Source organism: Kribbella sp. VKM Ac-2571 (assembly GCF_004362255.1).
Lineage (GTDB): Bacteria > Actinomycetota > Actinomycetes > Propionibacteriales > Kribbellaceae > Kribbella > Kribbella pratensis.
In genome coordinates, this window is record NZ_SNWS01000005.1 from 313,803 (window position 1) to 336,492 (window position 22,690).

At 68.5% G+C, this 22,690-nt stretch carries 21 protein-coding genes; 12 read left to right on the forward strand and 9 right to left on the reverse strand.

Annotated features, from left to right (window positions below):
- Positions 1–88 precede the first annotated feature (88 nt).
- The 3 genes from EV651_RS14050 (at position 89) to EV651_RS42365 (ending at position 1,131) form a co-directional block, all read left to right on the forward strand.
- Entirely contained in the window at positions 89–634 is a 546-nt protein-coding gene (locus EV651_RS14050; protein ID WP_133785588.1) for a Uma2 family endonuclease, read from the forward strand.
- A gap of 76 nt (positions 635–710) precedes the next feature.
- Positions 711–899: a hypothetical protein gene (locus EV651_RS42360; protein ID WP_238156874.1), complete on the forward strand. Its 189-nt coding sequence runs from the start codon at positions 711–713 to the stop codon at positions 897–899.
- Between the two features lie 7 nt (positions 900–906).
- Positions 907–1,131, forward strand: coding sequence for a Uma2 family endonuclease (locus EV651_RS42365; RefSeq protein WP_238156875.1), 225 nt, complete (start codon positions 907–909; stop codon positions 1,129–1,131).
- On the opposite strand, the gene EV651_RS14060 is transcribed toward EV651_RS42365, so the two are convergent.
- From EV651_RS14060 to EV651_RS14080, 5 genes are all read right to left on the reverse strand, one after another.
- On the reverse strand, positions 1,109–4,300 hold the full coding sequence (locus EV651_RS14060) for an ATP-dependent DNA helicase (protein ID WP_238156876.1): 3,192 nt from the start codon (positions 4,298–4,300) through the stop codon (positions 1,109–1,111). The two genes, EV651_RS42365 and EV651_RS14060, sit on opposite strands and share 23 nt — an antisense overlap.
- A gap of 163 nt (positions 4,301–4,463) precedes the next feature.
- Positions 4,464–7,682, reverse strand: coding sequence for an ATP-dependent DNA helicase (locus EV651_RS14065; protein ID WP_133785590.1), 3,219 nt, complete (start codon positions 7,680–7,682; stop codon positions 4,464–4,466).
- A gap of 99 nt (positions 7,683–7,781) precedes the next feature.
- On the reverse strand, positions 7,782–8,078 hold the full coding sequence (locus EV651_RS14070; RefSeq protein WP_133785591.1) for an MGMT family protein: 297 nt from the start codon (positions 8,076–8,078) through the stop codon (positions 7,782–7,784).
- A gap of 9 nt (positions 8,079–8,087) precedes the next feature.
- Positions 8,088–8,927 (reverse strand): TIGR03560 family F420-dependent LLM class oxidoreductase, encoded by an 840-nt coding sequence (locus EV651_RS14075; protein WP_133785592.1) that lies wholly within the window; start codon positions 8,925–8,927, stop codon positions 8,088–8,090.
- Positions 8,928–9,012: 85 nt separating this feature from the next.
- Positions 9,013–9,279, reverse strand: a complete 267-nt coding sequence (locus EV651_RS14080; RefSeq protein WP_130383962.1) for a DUF2277 domain-containing protein — start codon at positions 9,277–9,279, stop codon at positions 9,013–9,015.
- A 78-nt stretch (positions 9,280–9,357) separates the two neighbouring features.
- Here EV651_RS14080 and EV651_RS14085 point away from each other — a divergent pair, with 78 nt between their 5' ends.
- A complete protein-coding gene (locus tag EV651_RS14085; protein ID WP_166658603.1) occupies positions 9,358–9,993 on the forward strand; it encodes a TetR/AcrR family transcriptional regulator in 636 nt (211 codons plus the stop codon).
- A 2-nt stretch (positions 9,994–9,995) separates the two neighbouring features.
- Positions 9,996–10,781, forward strand: a complete 786-nt coding sequence (locus tag EV651_RS14090; protein ID WP_133785594.1) for a maleylpyruvate isomerase family mycothiol-dependent enzyme — start codon at positions 9,996–9,998, stop codon at positions 10,779–10,781.
- 12 nt (positions 10,782–10,793) lie between these two features.
- Here the strand turns inward: EV651_RS14090 and moeZ are convergent, their stop codons facing one another.
- The 3 genes from moeZ to EV651_RS14105 form a co-directional block, all read right to left on the reverse strand.
- A complete protein-coding gene (gene moeZ, locus EV651_RS14095) occupies positions 10,794–11,984 on the reverse strand; it encodes an adenylyltransferase/sulfurtransferase MoeZ (RefSeq protein ID WP_133785595.1) in 1,191 nt (396 codons plus the stop codon).
- Positions 11,985–12,170: 186 nt separating this feature from the next.
- A complete protein-coding gene (locus EV651_RS14100) occupies positions 12,171–14,921 on the reverse strand; it encodes a Calx-beta domain-containing protein (protein WP_238156877.1) in 2,751 nt (916 codons plus the stop codon).
- Positions 14,922–14,984: 63 nt separating this feature from the next.
- On the reverse strand, positions 14,985–15,899 hold the full coding sequence (locus tag EV651_RS14105; protein ID WP_133785597.1) for an alpha/beta fold hydrolase: 915 nt from the start codon (positions 15,897–15,899) through the stop codon (positions 14,985–14,987).
- Positions 15,900–16,105: 206 nt separating this feature from the next.
- On the opposite strand from EV651_RS14105, the gene ligD reads away from it, so the two are divergent.
- The 5 genes from ligD to EV651_RS14130 all read left to right on the forward strand — a co-directional run bounded on the left by ligD (position 16,106) and on the right by EV651_RS14130 (position 18,750).
- On the forward strand, positions 16,106–17,044 hold the full coding sequence (ligD, locus tag EV651_RS14110; RefSeq protein ID WP_133785598.1) for a non-homologous end-joining DNA ligase: 939 nt from the start codon (positions 16,106–16,108) through the stop codon (positions 17,042–17,044).
- Positions 17,041–17,220: a hypothetical protein gene (locus EV651_RS14115; RefSeq protein WP_133785599.1), complete on the forward strand. Its 180-nt coding sequence runs from the start codon at positions 17,041–17,043 to the stop codon at positions 17,218–17,220. Before ligD ends, EV651_RS14115 begins: the two co-directional genes overlap by 4 nt.
- A 128-nt stretch (positions 17,221–17,348) precedes the next feature.
- Entirely contained in the window at positions 17,349–17,978 is a 630-nt protein-coding gene (locus tag EV651_RS14120) for a TetR/AcrR family transcriptional regulator (RefSeq protein WP_130383969.1), read from the forward strand.
- 121 nt (positions 17,979–18,099) lie between these two features.
- Positions 18,100–18,327 (forward strand): DUF3107 domain-containing protein, encoded by a 228-nt coding sequence (locus EV651_RS14125; RefSeq protein ID WP_133785600.1) that lies wholly within the window; start codon positions 18,100–18,102, stop codon positions 18,325–18,327.
- 147 nt (positions 18,328–18,474) lie between these two features.
- A complete protein-coding gene (locus EV651_RS14130) occupies positions 18,475–18,750 on the forward strand; it encodes a GlsB/YeaQ/YmgE family stress response membrane protein (protein ID WP_202870327.1) in 276 nt (91 codons plus the stop codon).
- Between the two features lie 62 nt (positions 18,751–18,812).
- Here the strand turns inward: EV651_RS14130 and EV651_RS14135 are convergent, their stop codons facing one another.
- Positions 18,813–19,493, reverse strand: coding sequence for a ferritin-like fold-containing protein (locus EV651_RS14135; protein WP_133785601.1), 681 nt, complete (start codon positions 19,491–19,493; stop codon positions 18,813–18,815).
- A gap of 324 nt (positions 19,494–19,817) precedes the next feature.
- Here EV651_RS14135 and EV651_RS14145 point away from each other — a divergent pair, with 324 nt between their 5' ends.
- Positions 19,818–21,665 carry a DEAD/DEAH box helicase gene (locus EV651_RS14145; protein ID WP_238156878.1) on the forward strand — a complete coding sequence of 616 codons (1,848 nt, stop codon included), beginning with the start codon at positions 19,818–19,820 and terminating at the stop codon, positions 21,663–21,665.
- An 86-nt stretch (positions 21,666–21,751) separates the two neighbouring features.
- On the forward strand, positions 21,752–22,690 hold the full coding sequence (locus EV651_RS14150) for a DUF4349 domain-containing protein (RefSeq protein ID WP_133785604.1): 939 nt from the start codon (positions 21,752–21,754) through the stop codon (positions 22,688–22,690).

Genomic DNA, 22,690 nt, shown 5'->3' on the forward strand with positions numbered 1-22,690 from the left:
GGGCAACCCGGGGCAGATCACCAAAACGGCACCGAACCCTCTCCACCCGCCGCCATGCTGGTTGTGTGATCAAGAAGGAGGCACCACCATGGGGTACGTGGAAACACTTGAGCCGGGTCACTTCACGCTGGCCGATCTCGAAACGCTTCCCGACGACGGGAAGCGCTACGAGGTGGTCGACGGGATGCTGCTCGTGACACCCGCTCCGTTGCCGATACATCAGACCGCAGTGCTCGAACTGGCGGTGGCCCTCCGAGAACGCTGCCCGGAGGACCTGAAAGTGTTCGTCGCGCCGGTGGACTTCCGGCCGACGCCGACACGGTCGGTGCAGCCCGACGTGCTCGTCTGCCGGCGGGAGGACGTCGGGCGCCAGACGATTGTGAAGCCATTACTGCTGGCGGTCGAGGTGCTGTCGCAGTCGACGAGCCTGGCGGACCGGGTCCTCAAGCGGCGCTTGTACGAGCAGGCCGGCGTCACGTCGTACTGGATCTTCGACCCAGCCGAGGAAGAGCTCACCGTTCTCGAGCTCGAAGGCGAGACGTACGTCGAGCGGGCAGTTGTCGTAGGCAAGGAAGCATTCGAGGCCGACCTGCCGTTCCCGGTGCGCATCGTCCCCGCCGACATCGTCGTCTAGCAGCAACTGCGGGCAACCTGGGGCAGATCCTCATCGGCCCTCCTCTGCTTGGGCCTGCTCGGTGGAGGGTCGGAGCATGTGGCCTGTCGAACCGGGTGGATTTACTACTGCTGACCTTGACGCGGCTCCGGACGAGGGAGCGCGGTACGAGCTTGTCGACGGGGTTCTGCTGGTGACGTACATGTCGTCGCGGATCCATCAGTTGGCTCTCGGAGAGCTGATGCTTGGGATGGCCGCCGCATGTCCCGACCATGCTCGCGGTTGAGGTTGTCATGTCGACGACGCGGACGGTTGATCGGGTGCTCAAGCCGGTGCTTTACGAGCGGGCCGGTGTCCCCGCCTACTGGATGCTCGATGCGGAGGAGGCGACGTTGACGGTGTTCGAGTTGGACGGCGATCGGTATGTCGAGCGGGCTGTCGTCACCGAAGGCAAGGTGTTCGAGGCGGAGGTTCCGTTTCCGGTGCGGGTTGAGGTCAACCGTTCAGTAGTTCGATGAGTTGTTGTTTGTCGGGGAGGTTTTCGGGACGGATGATGTCGGCGGTGCGGACGTAGTAGAAGGCTGCGGTTACCTGGTCGAGGGGGATGTTCATGAGTTCGGACCAGGCGACTCGGTAGATGGCCAGCTGGAGGGGGTCGGCGGTTTCGCCTCGGGTGGTTTTCCAGTCGATGACGTCGTACCCCCGGGAGCCGTCCGGGCGGACGACCTGGTAGACGGCGTCGATGCGGCCGCGGACGACCCGGCCGTCCAGGGCGAGGGCGAACGGGGCCTCGATCTCGTACGGCGTGGTGTCGCCGAACGGGCCGTCGCGGAACGCGTCCATCAGGTCGGTGAGGTCGGTGTCGTCGACGATGTCCTCGTCCGCGGCGCCGGGGAGATCGTCGGGGTCGATCAGCAGTTGCTGGCCGAAGTAGCTCTCCACCCACGCGTGGAACCGGGTCCCGAAACGCGCGGCCCGGTTGGGTTTGCGCGGCATCGGGCGGGCCAGCTCGGCGGCCAGGCCGTCGGGATCCTTCGCCAGCCGCATCAGCTGCGTCGCGGACAGCGCGGCCGGCAACGCCACGTCGTACGCCTTCCGACTCCGGCTTTCCCTTGCCTCGGACAACAATCGCTCGAGCTCCGAGTCCCAGCGCGCGACCGTCGCCTGCTCGTCGAGCAGCAGCGACTCCTCGGCCTCGATCGACGGACCTTCCGCGCGCGACAGCTGCACCAGCGCAGCCGACTCCAGTCGTCGCTGGAACGAGTCCACGTCGTACGGCGTCGGCCACGGCGCCTGTGTCTGCTCGGCCAGCTCCGGGTTCTCCGCCGTCAACTCCGGCTGCTCTGCCCAGGCGATGACCCGTTCCCCAGCGTGCTTCTTCAGCACCGAGAGGTACGACGAAGGACCGCGCGGCCGCTTCTGCGTCGGACCCCACCAATGCCCGGTCGCCACCAGCAGTTCCTTCGCACGCGTGAACGCGACGTACCCGAGCCGCCGCTCCTCCAGCGCGTTCACTTCCTTGCACTCGTCCGCGAACGCCTTCAGCCCGGCGTTCGACAGGTCGTGGATGTCCGGCAGCGTGTCGGCGTCACCGCGCAGCGGCCACGGAAGCACCTTCGCGTTCGTCGTCCACTTGTCCCGCCCGCGGTCGGACGGGAAGACCTTCGACACCAGCGTCGGCACGAACACGACCGGCCACTCCAGGCCCTTCGACCGGTGCGTGGTGAGCAGCTTCACGGAGTCGGCTTCACTCGGTACGGCGAGGTCGAGGCCGGCGGCGTACTCCTCCTCGGCCGCGAGGTACGCGAGCAGACCGTCCAGTGATCCGTCCGACTCGGTCGACACGAAGTTGCCCACGGCATCCAGGAACGCGGCGAGGTGATCGCGTCGCCCGGCGTCGACGTGATCGGGGGTCGCGGTCAGCTCGACGTCCAGGCCGATCGTGCTGATCACCCGGCGGACCAGGTCGAGCAGCGGCTCGCCCGCATGCGCGCGCAGCTCACGAAGCTCGATCGACAGCTCCTTGAAGCGGGTCAGGGCCTCCGGCGCGTACGCCGCCGGCCCCGGATCGTCGACCGCCTCCGCGAGCGAGATGACCTCGGTCGAATCCATCCCGGCGACGGCCGCGTCGAGCGCGGCCACCAGGTCGTCGGCGGCCGGCCGCTCCCCCGCGTCGGCGAGCGCGCGGGCGCGGTTGGCGAGCAGGGCGAGGTCGCGGTGACCGATCCGGTAGCGCGGGCCGGTGAGGATCCGGAGCATCGCCGCGTTCGCGGTCAGGTCGTTGACGGCCTGCAGGGTCGCGACCACGTCCACGACCTCGGGGAGCGCGAGCAGACCGCCGAGGCCGACGACCTCGACCGGGACCTTGCGCGCGATCAGCGCTTCGTGCACCGCGCTGAGGTCGACGTTCGTCCGCATCAGGATGCCGATGTCCTTCCAGCGGCGGTTCCGCGTGCGGTGCGCGGCGACGATCGCGTCGGCGACCCACTCGATCTCCTGCGAGCGGGTCTCGAACAACCCGACCGTGATCGCGCCCTCCGGAGCGTTCTCCGGGGCCTCGAGCGGGATGACGCCGGGGTGCTGTTCATAGAGCTCGGCCGCGTGCTGGTTCGCCGCCGCGAGAATGCGACTGCCGCAGCGGCGGTTGACGCTCAGCACGTACCGCTGGGCCGGCGACCCGTCCGCCTGCGGGAAGTGTGTGGGGAACTCGTCCAGGTTCGCGACCGAGGCACCGCGCCAGCCGTAGATCGCCTGGCACGGGTCGCCGACCGCGGTGACCGGATGGCCGCGCCCGTGCTCGCGATCCGGCCCGGCGAACAGCGCGGTGAGCATCCGGCGCTGCGAAACGGACGTGTCCTGGTACTCGTCGAGCAGCACGACCTTGTACCGCGACCGCTCGATGGCGGCGACCTCCGGACACTCCTCGGCGAGCCGCGCGCCGAGCGCCATCTGGTCGGCGAAGTCGACGACGCCACGCTCCACCTTGTACGCCTGGTACTCCTCGACGAGCTGCAGGATCTCGCCCCGCTTCAACGCGGTCTCGGCAAGCTTGCGGACCTCCACCGTCTGCTTACGCGCCGCCGCGACCTCCTGCCGTACGGCGTCGTCGTGCTCGCGGATGTCATCGGGACGAAGCAGGTGATCCGCGAGCTCGCCGTCCAAAGCGAGCAGGCTGTTGACGAGGGTCGGCACGTGGTGCGAGGCGAAGCGGATCGGCCCGGCGGACCGGCGTACGACGCGACCCGCCAACTGGAATCGGGTCGCGTCGGCGAGCACGCGGGAGTCCGGCTCGAGGCCGATACGGAGGCCGTGCTCCGCGATCAACGTGCCGGCGAAGGCGTGGTACGTCGACACGACGGGCTCGCCCGGCTCCTCGGGCTCCCAGTTGGGGATGTTGCTGCGCAGGTGCGCGGCCAGAATCGGGTGCTGGTCCTTCGGCAAGGTCGATCCGAGGACGCCGGCCTTCGTCAGGTCCTCGCGGATCCGGACGTCGAGCTCGTTCGCGGCCTTCTTGGTGAACGTCAGCCCGAGCACTTCCTCCGGCTTCACCTGACCCGTGCAGATCAACCACACCACCCGGGCCGCCATCGCCGTCGTCTTCCCCGACCCGGCCCCCGCCACAATCACCCCCGGCGCCAGCGGAGCGGTAATAGCCGCCAACTGCTGATCCGAAAACGGAATCTCCAACAACTCACACAACTCAGCCGTAGACCGAAGCTGAACCATCACACCCCCTCAACCAGCCGCTGCACAGGAACTGGGGTGGTGGGACAGGCTATTTCCTGTCCGCTGCCACCGCACGGTGACTCCACCCCCGACGTCCGGACGTCGAAGGCCCCGTCCGCTCCCATCACACGATCTCCCGCCCCTCGGGCTGGATAGGGCAGAGCGCGCGCGCCTCGCAGCGGTTGCAGCCGTCGTTGCGTCGGGCGGTGAACTCCTCCGAGCGGATCATGGACTCTGCGTCGTCGACCGCGTCGTCGAGCCAGGTGCGACCGTCCTCATCGGTTTCCAAAGGCCCTTGCGGCTGCACCTTCGGGAAGCCGCCGTTGTCGTCGTGGCGGAGCTGGACGAGCTCAGCACCGCCGGCGACCGCGTCCTCGCCGAGCTTCTTCATCTGCCGTGAAGTGATCGCACGCTGGTAGATCGCCAGCTGCACGTGCCGCTCCAGCGCGGGCTTGGTCGGAATGTTCCGCCCGGTCTTCAGGTCGACCACCCGGACCGTACCTTCAGAATCCTTTTCGACGCGGTCCATCCGGCCCTTCACCCGAACCGCCGGGTGCTCCTCGTCCGGCAGCAGTACGTCGAAGTCCACCTCCGTCCCCACCAGTGTCCGGTCCGGCCGACCCTGGTGCCACGCGACGAATCGCCGCAACGCCTGCTCCGCCTCGACCCGCTCCCGGTCCGAGATCCACGCGGACTCGAACTCGAGCTGCGTCCACACCTTGTCCAGCCACCCGTTCAGCTCGTCGACCGACGGCGGCAGCGTCCCCGTCGCGACCGCATCGGCCAGCGTGTGCAGCACCATCCCGAACCCGATCGCCGACGTACTCGGCGTCTCCCCGCCGGCCCGTCTGGTCAGGAACCACCGCAACGGACAGTCCACGATCGTCGTCAGCGCACTGCCCGACAACGGCACCGGCAGCTCGGGATCCGCGATCGGCCGGACCGACTCCGTACGCTCCCGCACACCCCACCACCGCGACGGATCAGCCGTCGGCACCAAGGGCTGCTCCCGGTCGTCGACAGCCGAAGCCAGCAAAGCCAACCGGTCCGCCGCCACACGCTTCAACGCCGGCGACGACGCCGGATCCGCCAGCACGCAGCGCAGATCGGCGACCAGACCCGGCAGTGACAACGGCCGCCGCGGTCGCCCGGCGACCAGTTTCAAAGGAATGTCCAGCTCGGCAAGGAATCGGGACGGCTGATCACCGTCGGCCTCGGGCGCCTGTACGGCGGTCACGATCAGCCGCTCCCGCGCACGCGTGATCGCGACGTAGAACAACCGTCTCTCCTCGGCCAGCAACGCACCCGCCGACAACGGATCGATCAACCCGTCCGGTCCCAACCGGTCCGGCTCCAGCAACGACCCGCGCCGCCGCAGGTCCGGCCACTGCCCCTCCTGCACCGAAGCGACGACAACCAGCCGCCACTGCAGGCCCTTCGACCGGTGCGCCGTCATCAGCTGTACGCCGGCCTCGCGGTACGTCCCGTCGAACCGGTTGTCCCCCGCGATGTCCAGCGACTCCAGCTCCGACAGGAACGCCGAAACCCCCTTGAACCCGACCTGCTCCTCCGCCCGGCCGGCCGCATCGAACAGCGCGCACAACGAATCCAGATCCCGGTTCGCCGCCCGCGCGGTCTCGCCGCCCGACGTGGCCTGCCCGCGCAGCCGGCGCAACCACGGCGACTCCGACCACAGCGACCACATCACCTCGTCCGGCGCCGCGCCCGCGGTCACGATATTTCTTGCCTTGAGCAACCGCTCGCCGAGCGCCGCGAACCGCGCCTCGGCCGGTGACGCCTCCTCGTCGAGCAGCAACGGGTTCAGCATCGCTTCCCGCAACAGCTCGTCCGACGACCGCGGCAACCGCTGCCCGTTCGCCGCGTCCCGATCGCGTCGCCGCAGCACCCGCGCCAACCGCCGCAGTTGGCCCGCGTCCATAGCGCCCAGCGGCGACAGCGCCAACGCCCGTACGACGTCGACGGTCAACGTCTCCGGGTCGGCCACCGCGCGCAATGCCAGCAACATCGGCCGTACGGCGGGCTCACGCGACAACGGCAGCTCGTCGCCCGCGACGTCCACCGGGATGCCGGCCGCCGCCAACGCCCGTCGCAACGGTGGGATCGAACGACTGCCGGACCGAACGAGCACCGCCATCTCGCTCCACCCGATGCCGTCCTGAACGTGCGCGCGCCGCAGCAGGTCCGCGATGTGCTCGAGCTCCGCACCGCTCGTCGAGTACAGGTTCGTCTCGACCTTTCCCGGACCGAACACACATGACGAGGCATCCGGGTTCCGGAACCGCTCGAACGTGTCCCGATCCAGCGATCCCGGTACGCCGAGGCGGTTGACGACGTTGCGCGACACGCGTTGCAGCGTGGTCCCGAAACGTCGCGTCGTACCCAACGCGATCTGAGCTGCTTCCGCGCCGTCGCGGGTCCGGAACTCGTCGGTGAACCGGAGCAGTCCGCGCACGTCCGCCCCGCGGAACGTGTAGATCGACTGGTCCGGGTCGCCGACCACGACGAGGTCGCGGCCGTCGCCCGCGATCGCCTGCAGCAGCTTCGTCTGGCCGGGATCGGTGTCCTGGTACTCGTCCACGAACACCGCTTTGAACTCGGTCCGCAGCTTGGCCCGCACCTGCGGCTGCTGCGCCAGGATGACCGCGCGATGAATCAGCTCGGAGTAGTCCAGCACCTGCTCCGCGTCGAGCACTCGCAGGTACTCCTCGAAGAAGTCGCCGACCGCGACCCACTCGGCCCGCTCCGCCGACCGCCCGATCGCGGACAGGTCCTCCGGGTCGAGACCCAGCTGCCGCGCCTTACCGATCACCGCCTGCACCTCGTCGGTGAACCCGCGCGTCTTCAACGCCGGATGCAGACTGCCGGGCCAGTGCACCGCACCGACCTCACGACTTCCTGACAACGCCTCGCTCAATCGCAGCGACTGCTCCGGACCGGACGGAAGTCGCAGTGGTACGTCGAACGCGTCGGCCGGAGTGAACCGGCGCAGCAACGCGTAACAGAAGGAATGGAACGTCATCGACGGCATCACCCGCGTCGTCCGCCCGAGGCGACCGGTGATGCGGTCCCGCAGCTCGGTCGCGGCCTTCCGGCCGAACGTCAGCACCAGTACTTCGTCCGGGCTCAACCCGCGATTGCGAACCCGGTCGACGACGGCCTCGACCAACGTCGTCGTCTTCCCGGTGCCGGGCCCCGCGAGCACCAGCAGCGGTCCGCCCGGATGATCCACCACGGCTTGCTGGTCGGGATCGAGGACAGGGGCCGCCGCGCTCCGGCGCTCCTCCCGGACCAACCGGTACCGGGACCTCTGTCTGTTGACCACCGCCCTATCTCAACAGACCGCACCGACAAATCCTGACGGGCACCCTGCACTGCCCACAGATCGTCGAAAACCGGACAGGAACACGCCGCGTCGGCGGTGTCAGTTGTGCGGGGCCCAGCGGACCTCGCGCAGCTTGACGCGGCCGTTGCTGACCCGGACGCCGTCCGAGCGCAGCAGGTGCAGTTGCTCGTCGCCGACCTCGTCGGCCGGTACGCCGGACGCGCGGATCACCCGCCACCACGGCACACTCGCGCCGTACTCGCGCATGATCGCCCCGACCTGCCGCGGTCCGCCCTGACCGACGTACTCCGCGATGTCGCCGTACGTCGCGACGCTGCCCTCCGGGATCGACTCCACGGCCTGCAGCACGGCCTCGACGTACTCCTCCCTGTCCACAGGAGCAATCTAAGCGAGCGGAGCTAGCGCCTTCGCGAGCGGCTCCAGGACGGACGGCGGCGCGTCGAGCGGGAGGTTCATGATCACCAGGTCGACGCCTGCTTCGCCGTACGCCGCGGCCTCGGCGACCGCCTTGTCGAGCGGGCTGTCGGGATCGATGCGGACGTTCACCGAGCAGGTGATCTCGCCGACGTCGCGGCCGACCTCTTCGCAGCGCTGGACGAGGACGTCCTTGAGCGCCTTCCACTCCTGCGGGTCCGGGACGATGACGTTCCACTGCTGCGCCCACTTGGCGACCGCGCGGAGCGTCCGCTTCGGCCCCTTGCCGCCGATGGTGATCGGCGGGTGCGGCGTCTGCACCGGCTTCGGGTTGCAGTACGCCTCGGTGAGCTTGATGTACTTGCCGTCGAAGTTCGCGACCTTCTCGGTGAGCAGCGCGATCATCGCCTGCGTGCCCTCGTCGAACCGGTCGAAGCGCTCCTTCAGCCCGTACAGCTCGATGCCGTACGCCGCGGTCTCCATCTCGTTCCAGCCGGCGCCGATGCCGAGCTCGAGGCGGCCGTTGCTGATGATGTCCGTGGTCGCCGCCATGTTCGCGAGCACGGCGGGATGCCGGTAGATCATCCCGGTCACCTGGCAGCCGAGCCGGATCCGCGACGTCGCCTGCGCGAGCGCGGCCAGCGTCGTCCAGGCCTCCAGGTTCGGGCCCTGCATGTCACCGGTGAGCGGGTAGAAGTGATCCCAGTGCCACGCGGACTCGAAGATCTCGAACTGGTCCGCCGCGACCCACACGTCCCGCATCTGCTGCCAGGTGGTGTGTTCCGGCCTGGTCTTGATCGCGAACCGCATCCGCGCCTCCCTCAAGGCAAGACAACTAGCGCAACCGAACTAGGGCAACCGCTTCCCAATGGGAGACATTACTCCGCGCAAATTGTCAGTCGAGGCCGAGGCGGGCGCGGACCTCGGGGCGGCGCAGCGGTGGCACCGTCTGGGGTGGGTTGCGGCGGGCCGGCATCTCCTCGAGGAGTTGCTCGGTGATGCGGGCGACCTCGGTGGCCGCGCGCTCGATCGGGGCGCGGGTGGTCGCGCTCAGCGAGCCGACTCCCGTCACCTTGCGGACGTACTGCAACGCGGCCGCGTAGATCTCCTCGGAGGTCGCGGACGGCTCGAGTCCCCGGAGCACTGTGATGTTTCTGCACATGCCACAAAACAGTACGCGGGACCGGGGACAACCTACGAGGTATTGACATCCCTAATGCCGTTAGGTTTTCCTCATGACATGAGCACTACAGTGTCGGACCGCCGTACCCGCCGTCGTCAGCAGACGATCGGGGAGATCCTCGACGTCGCCATCGAGCTGATGGAGGCCGAGGGGGTTGCGGCCTTGAGCCTGTCCGCGGTGGCCCGGCGGCTCGGCATGCAGCCGCCGTCGCTGTACCAGTACTTCCCGTCGAAGATGGCGATCTACGACGCGTTGTTCCAGCGGGGCGCCGAACTGTTCCTGGCCGCGCAGCGGGACGCGGTCGCGGCCGCAACGACGGACGACGTGGTCGAACTGCACCTGATCGGCGTCACGGCGTTCGGCCGGTGGGCGATGCAGAACCCCGTCTACTCGCAGCTGTTGTTCTGGCGGACGATCCCCGGGTTCGAGCCCAGCGTGGAGGCGTTCGCGCCGGCTCAGGAGGCGCTCGCCGAGATCCGCCGGCACTTGCAGGCGGGCGTGGACGCGGGCCGGTTGCGTCCGGACGCGGCCACCGAGGAGGGGATCGCGGTGTTCACGTCGGTGACCGCCGGCGTGCTGTCGCAGCAGATGGCGAACGAGCCGGACGCGTCGTTCGAAGAAGGACGGTTCAGCCGGCTGCTGCCCGTCGTACTCGAGATGTTCTACCAGTACTACGCACCAACCAGGGGGTAGAGATGACCGCAGTACTCGCGGAGCAGATCGGGCGGGCCGACCGGGCGCGGTGCCGGATCCACCGGGACTCAGAGCTCCAGGCGTGGCACGCATTGCTCGCGTCGATCGAGGGCGACGAGTGGCAGCGACGGACCGTCTGCGACGCCTGGGACGTCGCGGACATCGCCGGCCACCTGATCGGACAGGCGGAGGACGTGATCAAGCTGACCTCGTTCCCGCGGCGATGGCTCAAGAACAAGCGGGCGTACCCGGGCGTGCCCCGGTTCGACGCGCACATGATGCTGCAGGCCGACGAACACCGCGGTACGCCGCCGGCCGAGCTCCGGGAGCTGTTCGACCAGGTGTGGACGAAGGCGACCCGGAAGATCTCGCGCGCTCCGGAGTTGTTCCGGCGGGTATCGATGCAGGTGGACCCGGCGCCCCGGATGTCGTTCGGCTATGTACAGGACATCCTGCTGGCGCGGGACCTGTGGATGCACCGCGACGACGTGTGCCAGGCGCTCGGCCGGCCGTTCGACCCGGGGCCGTACGCCGAAGAGCTGATCGCCCAGGTCGTCTACGACCTGGAAGCGTCCGGACCGTTCTGGGGTGACCGGCCGGCCGTCGTGCTCGAACTCACCGGGCCCGGAGGTGGGACCTATCTGCTGGGGAGGGGTGAGCCGGTCGGTCACGCCGCGGTGGACGCGGTCGCTTACATGCGAACGCTGTCCGGACGCGACGACGCCCCAGTGGTTACAGGTGATCACGTAGCCACTGAGGCGATCGCGTCCTGCCGGATGGACTTCTGACAGTACGGCGGTTCAGTACGAGGGCTGACTCGGGTCGATCTGGTCGACCCAGGCGACCACGCCTCCGCCGACGTGCACCGCGTCGGAGAAGCCCGCGCCCTTGGCGATCGCGAGCACCTCGGCGGAGCGGACGCCGGACTTGCAGTGGAAGACCAGCTGCTTGTCCTGCGGCAGCTTCTCCAGTGCGACACCGGTCTGGAAGTCCGCCTTCGGGATCAGCACCGAGCCCGGGATCTTGTTGATCTCGTACTCGTTCGGCTCCCGGACGTCGATCAGCATGAAGTCCTTCTCGCCGTTGTCCTTCAGCTTGATCCACTCGCTGAGCTGCTTCACCGAGATGGTCGAGCCGACGGCCGCGTCGGCCGCCTCCTCGGTCAGGGCGCCGCAGAAGCTCTCGTAGTCGATCAGCTCGGTGACGGTCGGGTTCTCGCCGCAGATCGCGCAGTTCGGGTCCTTGCGGACCTTCAGCGCACGCCAGTTCAGGTCGAGCGCCTCGTAGATGTTCAGCCGGCCGAGCGACGGGTCGCCGATGCCGGTGAGCAGCTTGATCGCCTCGGTGACCTGCGCGGCGCCGACCGACGCGCAGAGCACGCCGAGGACACCGCCCTCGGCGCAGGACGGAACCATGCCGGGCGGCGGGGGCTCCGGGTACAGGCAGCGGTAGCACGGCCCGTGCTCGGCCCAGAACACGCTGACCTGGCCGTCGAAGCGGAAGATCGAGCCCCAGACGTACGGCTTGCCGAGCAGCACCGCGGCGTCGTTCACCAGGTAGCGGGTGGCGAAGTTGTCGGTGCCGTCGACGATCAGGTCGTACTGCTCGAAGATCTCGAACACGTTGTCGTTGTCGAGGCGCACCTCGTGCAGGACCACGTTGGTGTTCGGGTTGGTCTCGAGGATGGAGTCCTTGGCCGACTGGGCCTTGGACTTCCCCACGTCGGACTGGCCGTGGATGATCTGGCGCTGCAGGTTGGACTCGTCGACGGTGTCGAACTCGACGATGCCGAGCGTGCCGACCCCGGCGGCGGCCAGGTAGAGCAGCGCGGGGCTGCCGAGACCGCCTGCGCCGATCACCAGCACCTTGGCGTTCTTCAGCCGCTTCTGCCCGGCCATCCCGACCTCGGGGATGATCAGGTGCCGCGAATACCGCCGCACCTCGTCAATAGTCAGCTCGTCGGCCGGTTCGACCAGCGGTGGCAGTGACACGTGTCGGCTCCTCAGGAAGACGTCGGACGGGATCTCCGGTTTTCAACCATCTGTCCCTCCTCCATGTTCCCGCACTATCCCAATCGCCCCTGCCGCAGTCCACATCGCGGTCCCCGCGTCTCACGTTGAGCACCCGTCAACCGTTTTCGACGGGCGATTTTGGTTGGTGGGTGCTCCAAGAGGGGATCAGTCGTTGTCGGTGATGGAGGCGGTCAGGGTGGTGGGGAGCTTCAGTACGGCGCTGTCGATCTGGTTGATCACCGCTGTGAAGGTCTCGGACGGTTCCTTGAGTCTGTCGTCGAGGATCTTGACCTGGAGGTCACCGGTGGTCTTACCGGGTTCGACGTACCCGTCGATGGTCCGGTCGGCCGCGCCGGTGCCGTCGTCGTTGACGCTGCGGTAGTCCCTGCGGATCACCGCCGTACCGTCCTTCAGGACGCCGGAGAAGCTGACGTACTTGTCGCTCGGCGCGGACAGCTTGACCGGGAAGCTCACCACGCCGGCCTTCTCGGTCGCCTTCAGGTTGCCGAGCGTCAGCATCGGAGTCGGGTCGTCGTCGACGACGAGGCCGTGGCCGAACGACTCGTCCAGCAGCGCGTCATGCGGTGCTGAGAGCACCAGGCTGAACGGCAGGTCGTAGCTGTCCCGAGTGTTCGCCTTGATCGGCACAGTCACCTTCTGCCGTACCTGACCCGGTTTGAACACGAGCTGGCGCGCAACGTCCCCCACGGACTCGCCGAGGTCCCCGTTCGTCTCGACGTACACGCTGACCGGGCGAATGCTCGGCCGGGACATGCGCACCCAGAAGTCCACTGTGTGCGCGCCGGTGTCCCCCTCCTTCACGGTGACGCTGGACGCGGACAGCTTCGGCAGCAAGACCGCAGGTCCCGAGAGCCCGAGCCCGGGCGACGCGAAGCCCAGATCACTCACGTACGCCGACCCACTGGCAACCCTGTCCGTCCGCAGCTCCACAGCACGCACGTCGCGCAGGTTCACGCCCTTCAGCGACGCCACCGGGATGCGGACGGTCCGCAGCAGGTTCTTCGGCAGCCCGACCTCGTTGCTGCCCGGCATCCGCACCAGAGCATCGCTGACCGCAGACACCGGTACTACTGCTGCCCGGCCATGCCCGTCGACGACCTGGACGCTCAGGTCGGTCTTGGGCGCTCCGGCCGGGTCCGGTGCGGCACGGAACGTCAGCGCCGCAAACCGGCGTACGTCGCGCTGCCCAGCAGGTACGTCGACGCGCACGATCCCGTTCGCACCTGTCCACTTGAGCTTCGTGACCGCTGTGGTCGGTGTCTTTGCGGCGAACCACGCCGTATCCCAGTGCGGCGCGTTGCCCCAGTCCTCGGTCTCCATGCACGTCGGCACACCAGCCCGCCTGGCCGGACCGCTCACACCCGCGCACACAGTCGCAGACACCTTGCCGCTGACGGCGCCCTTCGGCAGCGCCTTGTCGAAGTGGTTCAGGTCCCGCCGCGACCCCAGCGGTGCCTGTGACACCACTCGTACGACGGCCTTTCCGGCGGACGCCGCCCGTGAGTCCGACCCGTCGAACTGCGCCAGGAACTGCTTCTCGTGACCCAACTGCAGCCGGAAGAACCCAGCCACGTACGCCGTACCTACTGCCTGCTGCTGCTTCGCCGTCAGCCGGCCCGCGTACTTCGCTCCGCACGGCGACGCCTTCTCGTCACCGAACCAGTCGTCGTTCGACGGAGCCACCGACTGACCAGGGGTCCACTCGGTGTTGAAGAAGTTGTGGTTGGCGCCGAGCACCGTGACCGTGGAGCGCGGCGCGGTGTCACCGCCAACGGAGTACCTGGTGTCGTCGTAGAACTTCTGGCCCTGCAGATCGGACACGTCACCGTCGCAGTACGGCAGTACGACGCTCATCGCCACACCGGGCACCGTGGCTCGCGCAAAGTCGGTGGGGGCCAGCGGGAGCACTGCTCGGATCCCGTACTGGCCGCCGCGGTCAGCGTTGAGCACAGCGGCCCTCGCAACGCCCTCGCCGCCACGTGAGTGCCCCATCAGCCCCACGTTCTGCAGGTTGATCTTGCCGACGAACCTCACACCGAACGGTGCCCCGCCGGTCGTCGACCACTTCCTCCACAGTGCGAGGTGGTCCAGGATCAGCTCGGCCCGCGCCTGTGCGCCGGCGTCGTACGCGTCGCTGTCCCAGCCGTTGATCGCGTTCGCGCTGATCGAGACCACTTGGTACCCGTTGCTGGCCAGTGCGGTCGCCGGACCGTCGTACCCGCGGTAGCTGGGGATGGGCTTCATGCCCGGCGGACACGGCCACGGCTTCTCGTTGTCGGACGGGTGAGTGGGCTCGCCGTAGCAGACCTCGTGGCGACCGTGCAGGAAGACCACCAGCGGGCGCGGGCCCACCGCACCACGTGGGGAGTACACCTTCCCGCGGAGCTCGGAGCGGTGCACGAGACCTGGTAGGTACACGGCCTCGTCACCCAGGTTGTACTCCGCGGTGTCGACCTTGTACTTGCCCAGCGCACCGGGATCCGACGGCAGCAGCGGTCCACGCCGAGCCTTCAGCCAGTCGGCATCGGTCGGTCCCGCGGAGCCGATGCTCCGGCTCTTGCCGGCCTCCTTGCCGAGGTCTCCGGACCACACCAGGCGGACGTCGCGCGCTTTCAACACGGCCGGATCGGTGCTGACGAGCGTCAGCGTCTTCCGGTCCGGCGACTGCTTCGCAACACCGAGCGGCGTACCGTCGACCTCCAGCAGCGGCAGCGATGCGCGCATCGGTGCGGGTGCGTCGAGGTGCAGGGTCAGTTGATATCCGCCGGCAACAGGCCGGACGTCCCATTGGTTGCTCTGAGCAACAACCGGCGGTGCGGCGGTCGCGGTCAGGGGCCCCACACCAAGGAGTACGGCGATTCCCAACGACAGATTTCGGGCGGTTCTGCCAATCACGCGCCCAAGTTGACCTGACGCTCCGCTCAGTCGTGTCTCAGCCGGGCCTCGGATTCGACTCGATCAGGCGATCAGGTGACGGAACGCCCGAGCCACCTGATCCGGGTGCTCCATCTGCGCGACATGTCCTGACTGCGGCAGGTAGAGGAGGTGGGCGTTCGGGAAGGTGCGCTGGGCCTTGGTGCGGATCCGTGCGTCGACCAGTCGGTCCTTGCCGCCGTAGATCAGCAGCACCGGGCACCCGACTCTTGCGGCGTCCGCCCAGAGTGATCTGCGCGGTCTGGCCAGTGACGAGCGCAGGATGCTCCGCGCCGCCTCCACAGTGGCCTGCCGGCCCCACGGATCGGTGTCGCGCCGATGCAACTCCTCCTCGTACGCCGCGCGCACCTCGGGCGGCAGCGACCGCGGGTCCCCGAACACCATCGCCAACGACGCCTGGAACCGCTGGTCGAACGGCAACCGCTGCGTCCGCTCCAGTACGGCGGGACCGATCCGGGGCGTCGCCAGCGCGGTGAACCACAGCGCACTCGCCGACACCCGTGGATGCGGCAGTGCGGGCGACACGAGCGTCAGTGACGCCACCAGGTCGGGACGCTGCGCTGCGAGCGCCACAGACGAGGCGCCACCCATCGAGTTCCCGAACACGTGCACAGGCTCGTCGTACTCGCGTTCCAGCAGCTGGATCAGTACGTCGGCCTGCTCCGAGATCCCGGTCACACCGGAAAGCGGCGTACGACCGAAACCCGGCAGGTCAGGAGCAATGCCCCGGATCGTGTCGTTGAGCAACAGGCCGAGCGCGGTCCAGTTCAGCGACGACCCGCCCATGCCGTGGACGAACAGGGCGGGCGGCAGGTCCGGTGCCGCATCCGGCACGTCTCTGACCAGCAGGTCCACCCCTGCGACCGGCACCCGCCGCTCCGGCCACTTCCGCAGTTCCACGGGTACGGCGTCCCCGGTTACTGGCCCGTAACTATCCACGCACCCATGTTAAGCGGGGTCTGGGGACTCTGCGCCGTAGCGAGCAGGTGCTCGGCGGAGTGCAGCGCAAGGCGGAGGGCGAGGCTCGGAGTGGGGTTCTCCGTGCCTCGTCCTCCAACGCGGCGATGTGCCCGCCGAGCGCCGCGCAGTAGGCGCAGAGTCGCCAGACCCCGCTTAAGACGCTGTCGAGGTGGAGACTGGGACGCATGGCAGGAGCGCAGCAGCAGCTGACGACCGAGGTGGATGGGCAGACGATGAAGCTCACCAACCTCAGCAAGGTCCTGTATCCACAGACCGGGTTCACCAAGGCCGAGGTCATCGACTATTACCACCAGGTGGCCGCGTTGCTGCTGCCACACCTGTCCGACCGGCCCCTCACCCGCAAACGGTGGCCGGACGGCACCGCAGCGGCGTTCTTCTTCGAGAAGAACGCTCCACGCGGTACGCCGGACTGGGTACGGACCGAGACGCTGCCTACGCCCGGTAGCTCGACGGGCCGCGACGAAATGAGTTTCGTGGTCTGTGACGACGTACAGACCGTGGTGTGGCTGGCTAACCTGGCTGCGCTCGAGCTGCACGTCCCGCAGTGGCGGATCGGGCTCTCCGACCAGGGCCGGGACCCGCAGGCGGACCTGATCGTGTTCGACCTGGACCCGGGCCCGGGAGCGAGCATCGTCGAGTGCTGCGACGTTGCACTCGCACTGCGGCAGCTACTGGGTCACTACGGCATGGAAGGCTGGCCCAAGACGTCCGGGAACAAGGGAATGCACCTGTACGTGCCGATCGAGCCTGCATCGTCCAGGCAGACCAGCGCGTTCGCGAAGCAGTTGGCCGAGCAACTGGCGGAGGCGTTGCCGGAGAGCGTGACCGCCAACATGACCAAGGCACTGCGGCCGGGCAAGGTGTTCATCGACTGGAGCCAGAACGCCAGCGCGAAGACCACGCTGGCGCCGTACTCGCTCCGCGGCTCCGACGAGCCCCGGGTGTCCACACCGATCGACTGGGACGAGGTGGCGTCCGCCACCTCACCGGAGGACCTCAGGTTCCTGCCGCACGACGTCCTCGCCCGGATCGAGGAGTACGGCGACGTACTGGAAGGGCTGTACGACGACCCGCAGCCGCTACCTACCAAGGAGGCGACATGACTGAGACCGACTTCGAAGGCCCGGACTACGACCCGGCCTTCGACGCCGAGCACGACACGGCCGACGACACCGACCAGGAGGAGTCGGAGCCGGACGTACCCGTCGAGGCGGACCCGGCGGACGTGGAGGAGCAGCGCCGCGAGGTGGGCGAATCCGACGAGGACGACTACCGCTGACAGCTACCACGATGGAACACGGTTCGGCGGGGAAGCTACTGGCGAGGAGGACCGCTGGGTAGGATTCGGGGAACGACCCGGCGGCCGACGCAGACGGCAGCCGGAGCGCACCCTCGAAGGAGCCGACCGTGTCGACGACACCGGAGACCGCACCCAAGCGTGGCAGCCGCCTGCCCCGGCTGGCCCGTCGCGCGCAACTGCTCGAGGCTGCCCAGGAAGTTTTCGTCGCGAACGGGTACCACGCCGCCGCGATGGACGACATCGCAGACCGGGCCGGCGTGTCCAAGCCGGTCCTGTACCAGCACTTCCCCGGGAAGCTGGAGTTGTACCTGGCGCTGCTGGACACCTCCTGCGACGCGATCGTCGCCTCCGTGCAGGACGCGCTGAAGTCGACCGAGGACAACAAGCTCCGGGTCGCGGCGACGATGCACGCGTTCTACGACTACGTCGCGAACGCTCAAGGCGCTTTCCGCCTGGTGTTCGAGTCGGACCTGACGAACGAGCCGGCCGTCCGGGAGCGCGTCGACCGCGTCACCCACGCCTGCGCCGAGGCCGTCTCCGAGGTGATCAGCGCCGATGCCGGCCTCAGCCGCGAGCAGTCGATGGTGCTGGCCGTCAGCCTGGTCGGCATGGCCCAGGTCAGCGCCCGTTACTGGCTCGGCGCCGGCGACCCCTCGTTCCCGCAGCAGCAGGCCGCCGACCTGGTCGCCTCGCTGGCCTGGCGCGGCATCCGCGGCTTCCCGCGCACCGACAACTGAGGTCTGCCCCTGGCACCTGGGTTCTGCTTTGGGCGGACGGGTGAGAGGTGGGGTTCGCCAGCGGATAGGCTCGAAGCGTCACCGGCGAGAGTCGCCGGTCGGAGCGTGCCCGGAGGGTTTCGTGGAGGTCAAGATCGGCGTGCAACACGCCAATCGTGAATTGGTTCTGGAGAGCGAGCAGACTCCGGATGAGGTCCAGGAACTGGTGGCGGCGGCGCTCACCGGCAAGTCCGGTCTGCTCGAACTGGCCGACGAGAAGGGCCGCCGGGTGCTGATCCCGGCCGACCGGCTGGCGTACGTCGAGATCGGCGAGGTGTCCACCCGTAAGGTCGGATTCGGCGCGATCTGATCGCGTTCCGGACACAGTCGCGCGTGTCCGGGTTGCGGAGTGCCACCGAGGGGGCACGATGGCGGTGAGACCTGCGTCCGTAGTGGTCCGGTTTGTCACGGGGCACCGGATCGGCGCAGGTTCACCATCCCTCATAAGGAGGACACCGTGTTCTGGGTCTGGATGATCATCGTCAGCCTCATCGCGGGCATCATCTTCGGGCCGCTGGCCCGCCTGGTGCTCCCCGGCAAGCAGAACATCAGCCTCGGCTGGACAATCCTGGGCGGCGGCATCGGCGCCTTCCTCGGCGGTCTGATTGCCTACTTCCTCGGCGTCAAGGACACCTCCGGCCCGGACTGGATCCAGTACCTGATCCAGATCATCTGCGCCGCGATCGTCATCGCGATCATCTCCGCGCGCAACAGCAAGCCGAGAGCCGCCTGATCCAGGCAGCACCAAACGGCCGCCACCCCACCCGGGGCAGGCGGCCGTTGCCCTGTCCGGGATCAGGCCTGGAGGCCGAGGGCGGTCATGCGGGCGGTGTGGGCCTCGGTCAGGCGGGTGAGCATGCGGCCGATGGCCGCCAGGTCCAGGCCGGGCCGGTCGACGCTGCCGGCCAGCAGAGCGGCCAGCGAGTCGCGGTCCGCGGCGATCCGCTGGGCCTGGCTGAGGGCCTCGCCCACCAGCCGGCGGCCCCACAGCGCCAGCCGGCCACCGAGCTTCGGGTCCTCCTCGATCGCCGACCGGACGCGGTCCACCACGAACTCGGCCTGACCGGAGTCGGCGAACACCTCCAGCACCAGGCCCCGCGTCTCCGCGTCCACGAACGACGCGATCTCCCGGTAGAAGTCGTTGGCCAGCCCGTCCCCGACGTACGCCTTGACCAGGCCCTCGAGCCAGTCGGACGGCGCGGTGTGGTCGTGGAACGCGTCCAGCGGCGTGACGAACGGCCGCATTGCTTCCATCGGGTCCACGCCCAGCTGCACGAGCCGGTCCCGGAGTCGCTGGAAGTGGCCGAACTCGGTGGTCGCCAGCGCCGCCAACTCCGCCTTGTCGTCCAGGGTCGGCGCCAGTTTGGCGTCCTCCGCCATTCGTTCGAACGCGGTCAGCTCGCCGTACGCGAGCACTCCCAGCAGATCCACCGCCGCGGCCCGGTAGGCGGGATCATCAAAGGCCGTCTGCTCCATGCCCGGCACCCTATCGGGCCGCGCGGGACAGTGAGTGGAAATGCATCAAAGAGAAGAACGGTGGAAACGGGCTGCCCGGCACTCTGTCGGGCCGCGCCGGACAGTGGCGCATGCCACACGAAGCGGCGTTGACAGCTGCTGCGGTTACACTGGTGAGTGATTCGCCGGTGACGCGCCCAGATGGGCAAGCTGGTGCGAGGTGCTTGCACAGTGTCCCCGCGCCTCACGATCGGGGCTTTCATGCCCCAGGCGCCCGGCCACTGAGCATCTGTCCGCACAAGCATGTGAGAGGCGATCAGCCTGACCACCTTCCGAGAGCTCGGGGTGCTCCCCGAGATCTGTGACGCGCTCGACCGCGTCAACATCACCGAACCCTTCCCGATCCAGGAGATGACTCTCCCGGTGGCCCTGATGGGCACCGACCTGATCGGGCAGGCCCGTACCGGCACCGGCAAGACACTCGGTTTCGGCATCCCGCTGCTTCAGCGCACGATCTCCCCCGGCGAGGCCGACTACGAGGAGCTCGCCGCACCCGGCAAGCCGCAGGCGCTGGTCGTCACCCCGACCCGCGAGCTGACCATCCAGGTCGCCAAGGACCTGCAGACCGCCTCCACCGTCCGCACCGTCCGCGTGCTGACCATCTACGGCGGTGTCGCGTACGAACCGCAGCTGGACGCGCTGAAGAGCGGCGTCGACGTCGTCGTCGGTACGCCGGGACGCCTGCTGGACCTGGCGAACCGCGGCGTTCTCGACCTCGGCCACATCAAGGTCCTGGTCCTGGACGAGGCCGACGAGATGCTCGACCTCGGATTCCTGCCCGACGTCGAGCGGATCCTGCGCAAGACGCCGGAGCTGCGCCAGACCATGTTGTTCTCGGCAACCATGCCGTCGGCGGTGATCGGGCTCGCCCGCACCCACATGCGGCACCCGCTGAACATCCGGGCGGAGTCGCACGAGGACACCCAGATGGTGCCGACCACGGCACAGTTCGTCTACCGGGCGCACGATCTGGACAAGCCCGAGGTGGTGGCGCGGATCCTGCAGGCCGAGGACCGCGGCCGGGTGATGATCTTCTGCAAGACCAAGCGCGAGGCGTCCCGCCTGACCGACGACCTGCAGGACCGTGGATTCAAGGCGGCAGCGATCCACGGCGACCTGAACCAGCAGGCCCGCGAGCGCGCGCTGACCCGGTTCCGCGGCGACAAGATCGACGTACTGATCTGCACCGACGTGGCGGCCCGGGGCATCGACGTCGAGGGCGTCACCCACGTCATCAACAACACCTGCCCCGAGGACGAGAAGGCCTACATCCACCGGATCGGGCGGACCGGGCGCGCGGGAGCGAGCGGGATCGCGGTCACCTTCGTCGACTGGGCGGACGTCACCCGGTGGAAGACCATCAACAAGGCGCTCGACCTGCCGTACGACGAGCCGCAGGAGATCTACTCCACCTCGCCCGAGCTGTTCCACGACCTCGGCATCCCGTCGGACGCGAAGGGCCGGATCCGTCCGGCGCGCGAGTCGAAGGAAGGCCACGAGCCGCGGGAGTCGCGGGAGCCCCGTGAGTCGCGGGAGTCGCGCGGCTCGAAGGACTCGCGAGGCCGTCGCGATGACGGACGGTCCGAGGGCGAGCGGTCGGCTGCCAAGAAGCGCAACCGGACCCGGAAGCGTACGCGGGCCGGTCAGCCGGTCGAGGAGCTCGCCGACGTCACCACGAAGACCGAAGTACCGGTAGCGACCGAGGCTCCGCAGGAGGCGCCGGCGCCGAAGGCCCGCAAGCGCACCCGCACCCGGAAGACCGCGGAGACCGTGGAAACCGCGGCCGCGGAGTCTGCGGCTGTGGAGACTGCGGCTGTCGAGGCTCCGGCCGAAGCACCCGTCGAGGCAGCTGTCGAGGCCCCGGAGGAGAAGAAGCCGGTCAAGCGCACCCGGACCCGCAAGACCGCCGAGCCGGCCGCGACCGAGTCCGCCGCGGCACCCGTCGAGGTTCCGGCCGAGGCTGCGGAGAAGAAGCCGGTCAAGCGGACGCGGACGCGGGAGACCGCCGAAGCGAACGCACCGGCCGAAGAAGCTCAGTCAGCTGCGGCGGACGAGAAGCCGGCGAAGCGGACGCGGAAAGCGGCCGCGCCGCGCACCGCGCCGACGACGCCGATATTCAGTGCGCCGGAGTGACCGTTTCCGAATGGTGATCTGAAGCTGCAACAGCCAGCCCCACGTGGGCCGTCCTAGGGCGGTAACCACGAGAGAGGGGCTGGGTGATGAGGCGAATCAGAGCGGCAACAGCCGTGGTGGCTGTCGTGGGGGTCGTGGTACTGGCCGGTTGTGGTGCCAGCGGCAACGACAGCACGAGTGGCGACGCCGCGCCGGCGCCGGCCGCGAAGCAGGGCTCCGGCTCCGGTGAGTCGGCGAACAACGCGAAACCGCTGGCGCCGACCGAAGGCAAGTCGGAGGCGGCCGGGGGCGGCGGCAACGAACAGCCGACGGTCACGCGGGCGATCATCAAGAGCGGCTCGCTGGCCGTCGAGGGCGACGACGTCTCCGGCATGCGGCAGAAGGCGGTCGCCGCGATCGGCAGCCTGGAAGGTCAGGTGGCCTCCGAGGACACCGGCAGCGACTCCGACGGCAAGATCACGCGGTCGAACCTTGTCCTCAAGGTCCCGACCAAGTCGTTCGAGACCGCCATCCAGCGGCTCTCCGATCTCGGCAAACGCACGCAGATCCACCAGGAGTCGACCGACGTCACCGAGCAGGTGGTCGACGTGGCCAGCCGGATCGAGTCGCAACGCGCCAGCCTGGACCGGATGCGCGCGCTGATGGCGAAGGCGAACACTATCGGCGAGATCGTCTCGGTCGAGAGCGAGCTGACCCGTCGTGAGGCCGATCTGGAATCGCTGCTGGCCAAGCAGAAGAACCTGGCCCTGCAGACCGATCTCGCGACGCTCACACTGACGCTGACCGAGAAGGGCAAGCCGCCGGCGATCACCGAGCCGAAGGAAGACAAGGGCTTCGTGGCCGGCCTGAAGAGCGGCTGGAATGCGTTCACCGCCGCGTTCACCTCGATCGCGACCGCGGTCGGCGCGCTGCTGCCGTTCCTGGTGCTACTGGCGATCATCCTCGTACCGCTGTGGCGCTTCCGGAGCAAGCTACGTCGCCAGCCGGCCACTCTGCCGCCACCGGCCGCCAACAGCGGTCAGTGA

Excerpts from the sequence above, each read along its gene's own strand:
- EV651_RS14050 (WP_133785588.1), top strand. The coding sequence starts at position 89 with ATGGGGTACGTGGAAACACTTGAGCCGGGTCACTTCACGCTGGCCGAT.
- EV651_RS42360 (WP_238156874.1), top strand. The coding sequence starts at position 711 with ATGTGGCCTGTCGAACCGGGTGGATTTACTACTGCTGACCTTGACGCG.
- EV651_RS42365 (WP_238156875.1), top strand. The coding sequence starts at position 907 with ATGTCGACGACGCGGACGGTTGATCGGGTGCTCAAGCCGGTGCTTTAC.
- EV651_RS14075 (WP_133785592.1), bottom strand. The coding sequence starts at position 8,927 with ATGCGGTTCGCGATCAAGACCAGGCCGGAACACACCACCTGGCAGCAG.
- EV651_RS14080 (WP_130383962.1), bottom strand. The coding sequence starts at position 9,279 with ATGTGCAGAAACATCACAGTGCTCCGGGGACTCGAGCCGTCCGCGACC.
- EV651_RS14085 (WP_166658603.1), top strand. The coding sequence starts at position 9,358 with ATGAGCACTACAGTGTCGGACCGCCGTACCCGCCGTCGTCAGCAGACG.
- EV651_RS14090 (WP_133785594.1), top strand. The coding sequence starts at position 9,996 with ATGACCGCAGTACTCGCGGAGCAGATCGGGCGGGCCGACCGGGCGCGG.
- ligD (WP_133785598.1), top strand. The coding sequence starts at position 16,106 with ATGGCAGGAGCGCAGCAGCAGCTGACGACCGAGGTGGATGGGCAGACG.
- EV651_RS14115 (WP_133785599.1), top strand. The coding sequence starts at position 17,041 with ATGACTGAGACCGACTTCGAAGGCCCGGACTACGACCCGGCCTTCGAC.
- EV651_RS14135 (WP_133785601.1), bottom strand. The coding sequence starts at position 19,493 with ATGGAGCAGACGGCCTTTGATGATCCCGCCTACCGGGCCGCGGCGGTG.
- EV651_RS14150 (WP_133785604.1), top strand. The coding sequence starts at position 21,752 with ATGAGGCGAATCAGAGCGGCAACAGCCGTGGTGGCTGTCGTGGGGGTC.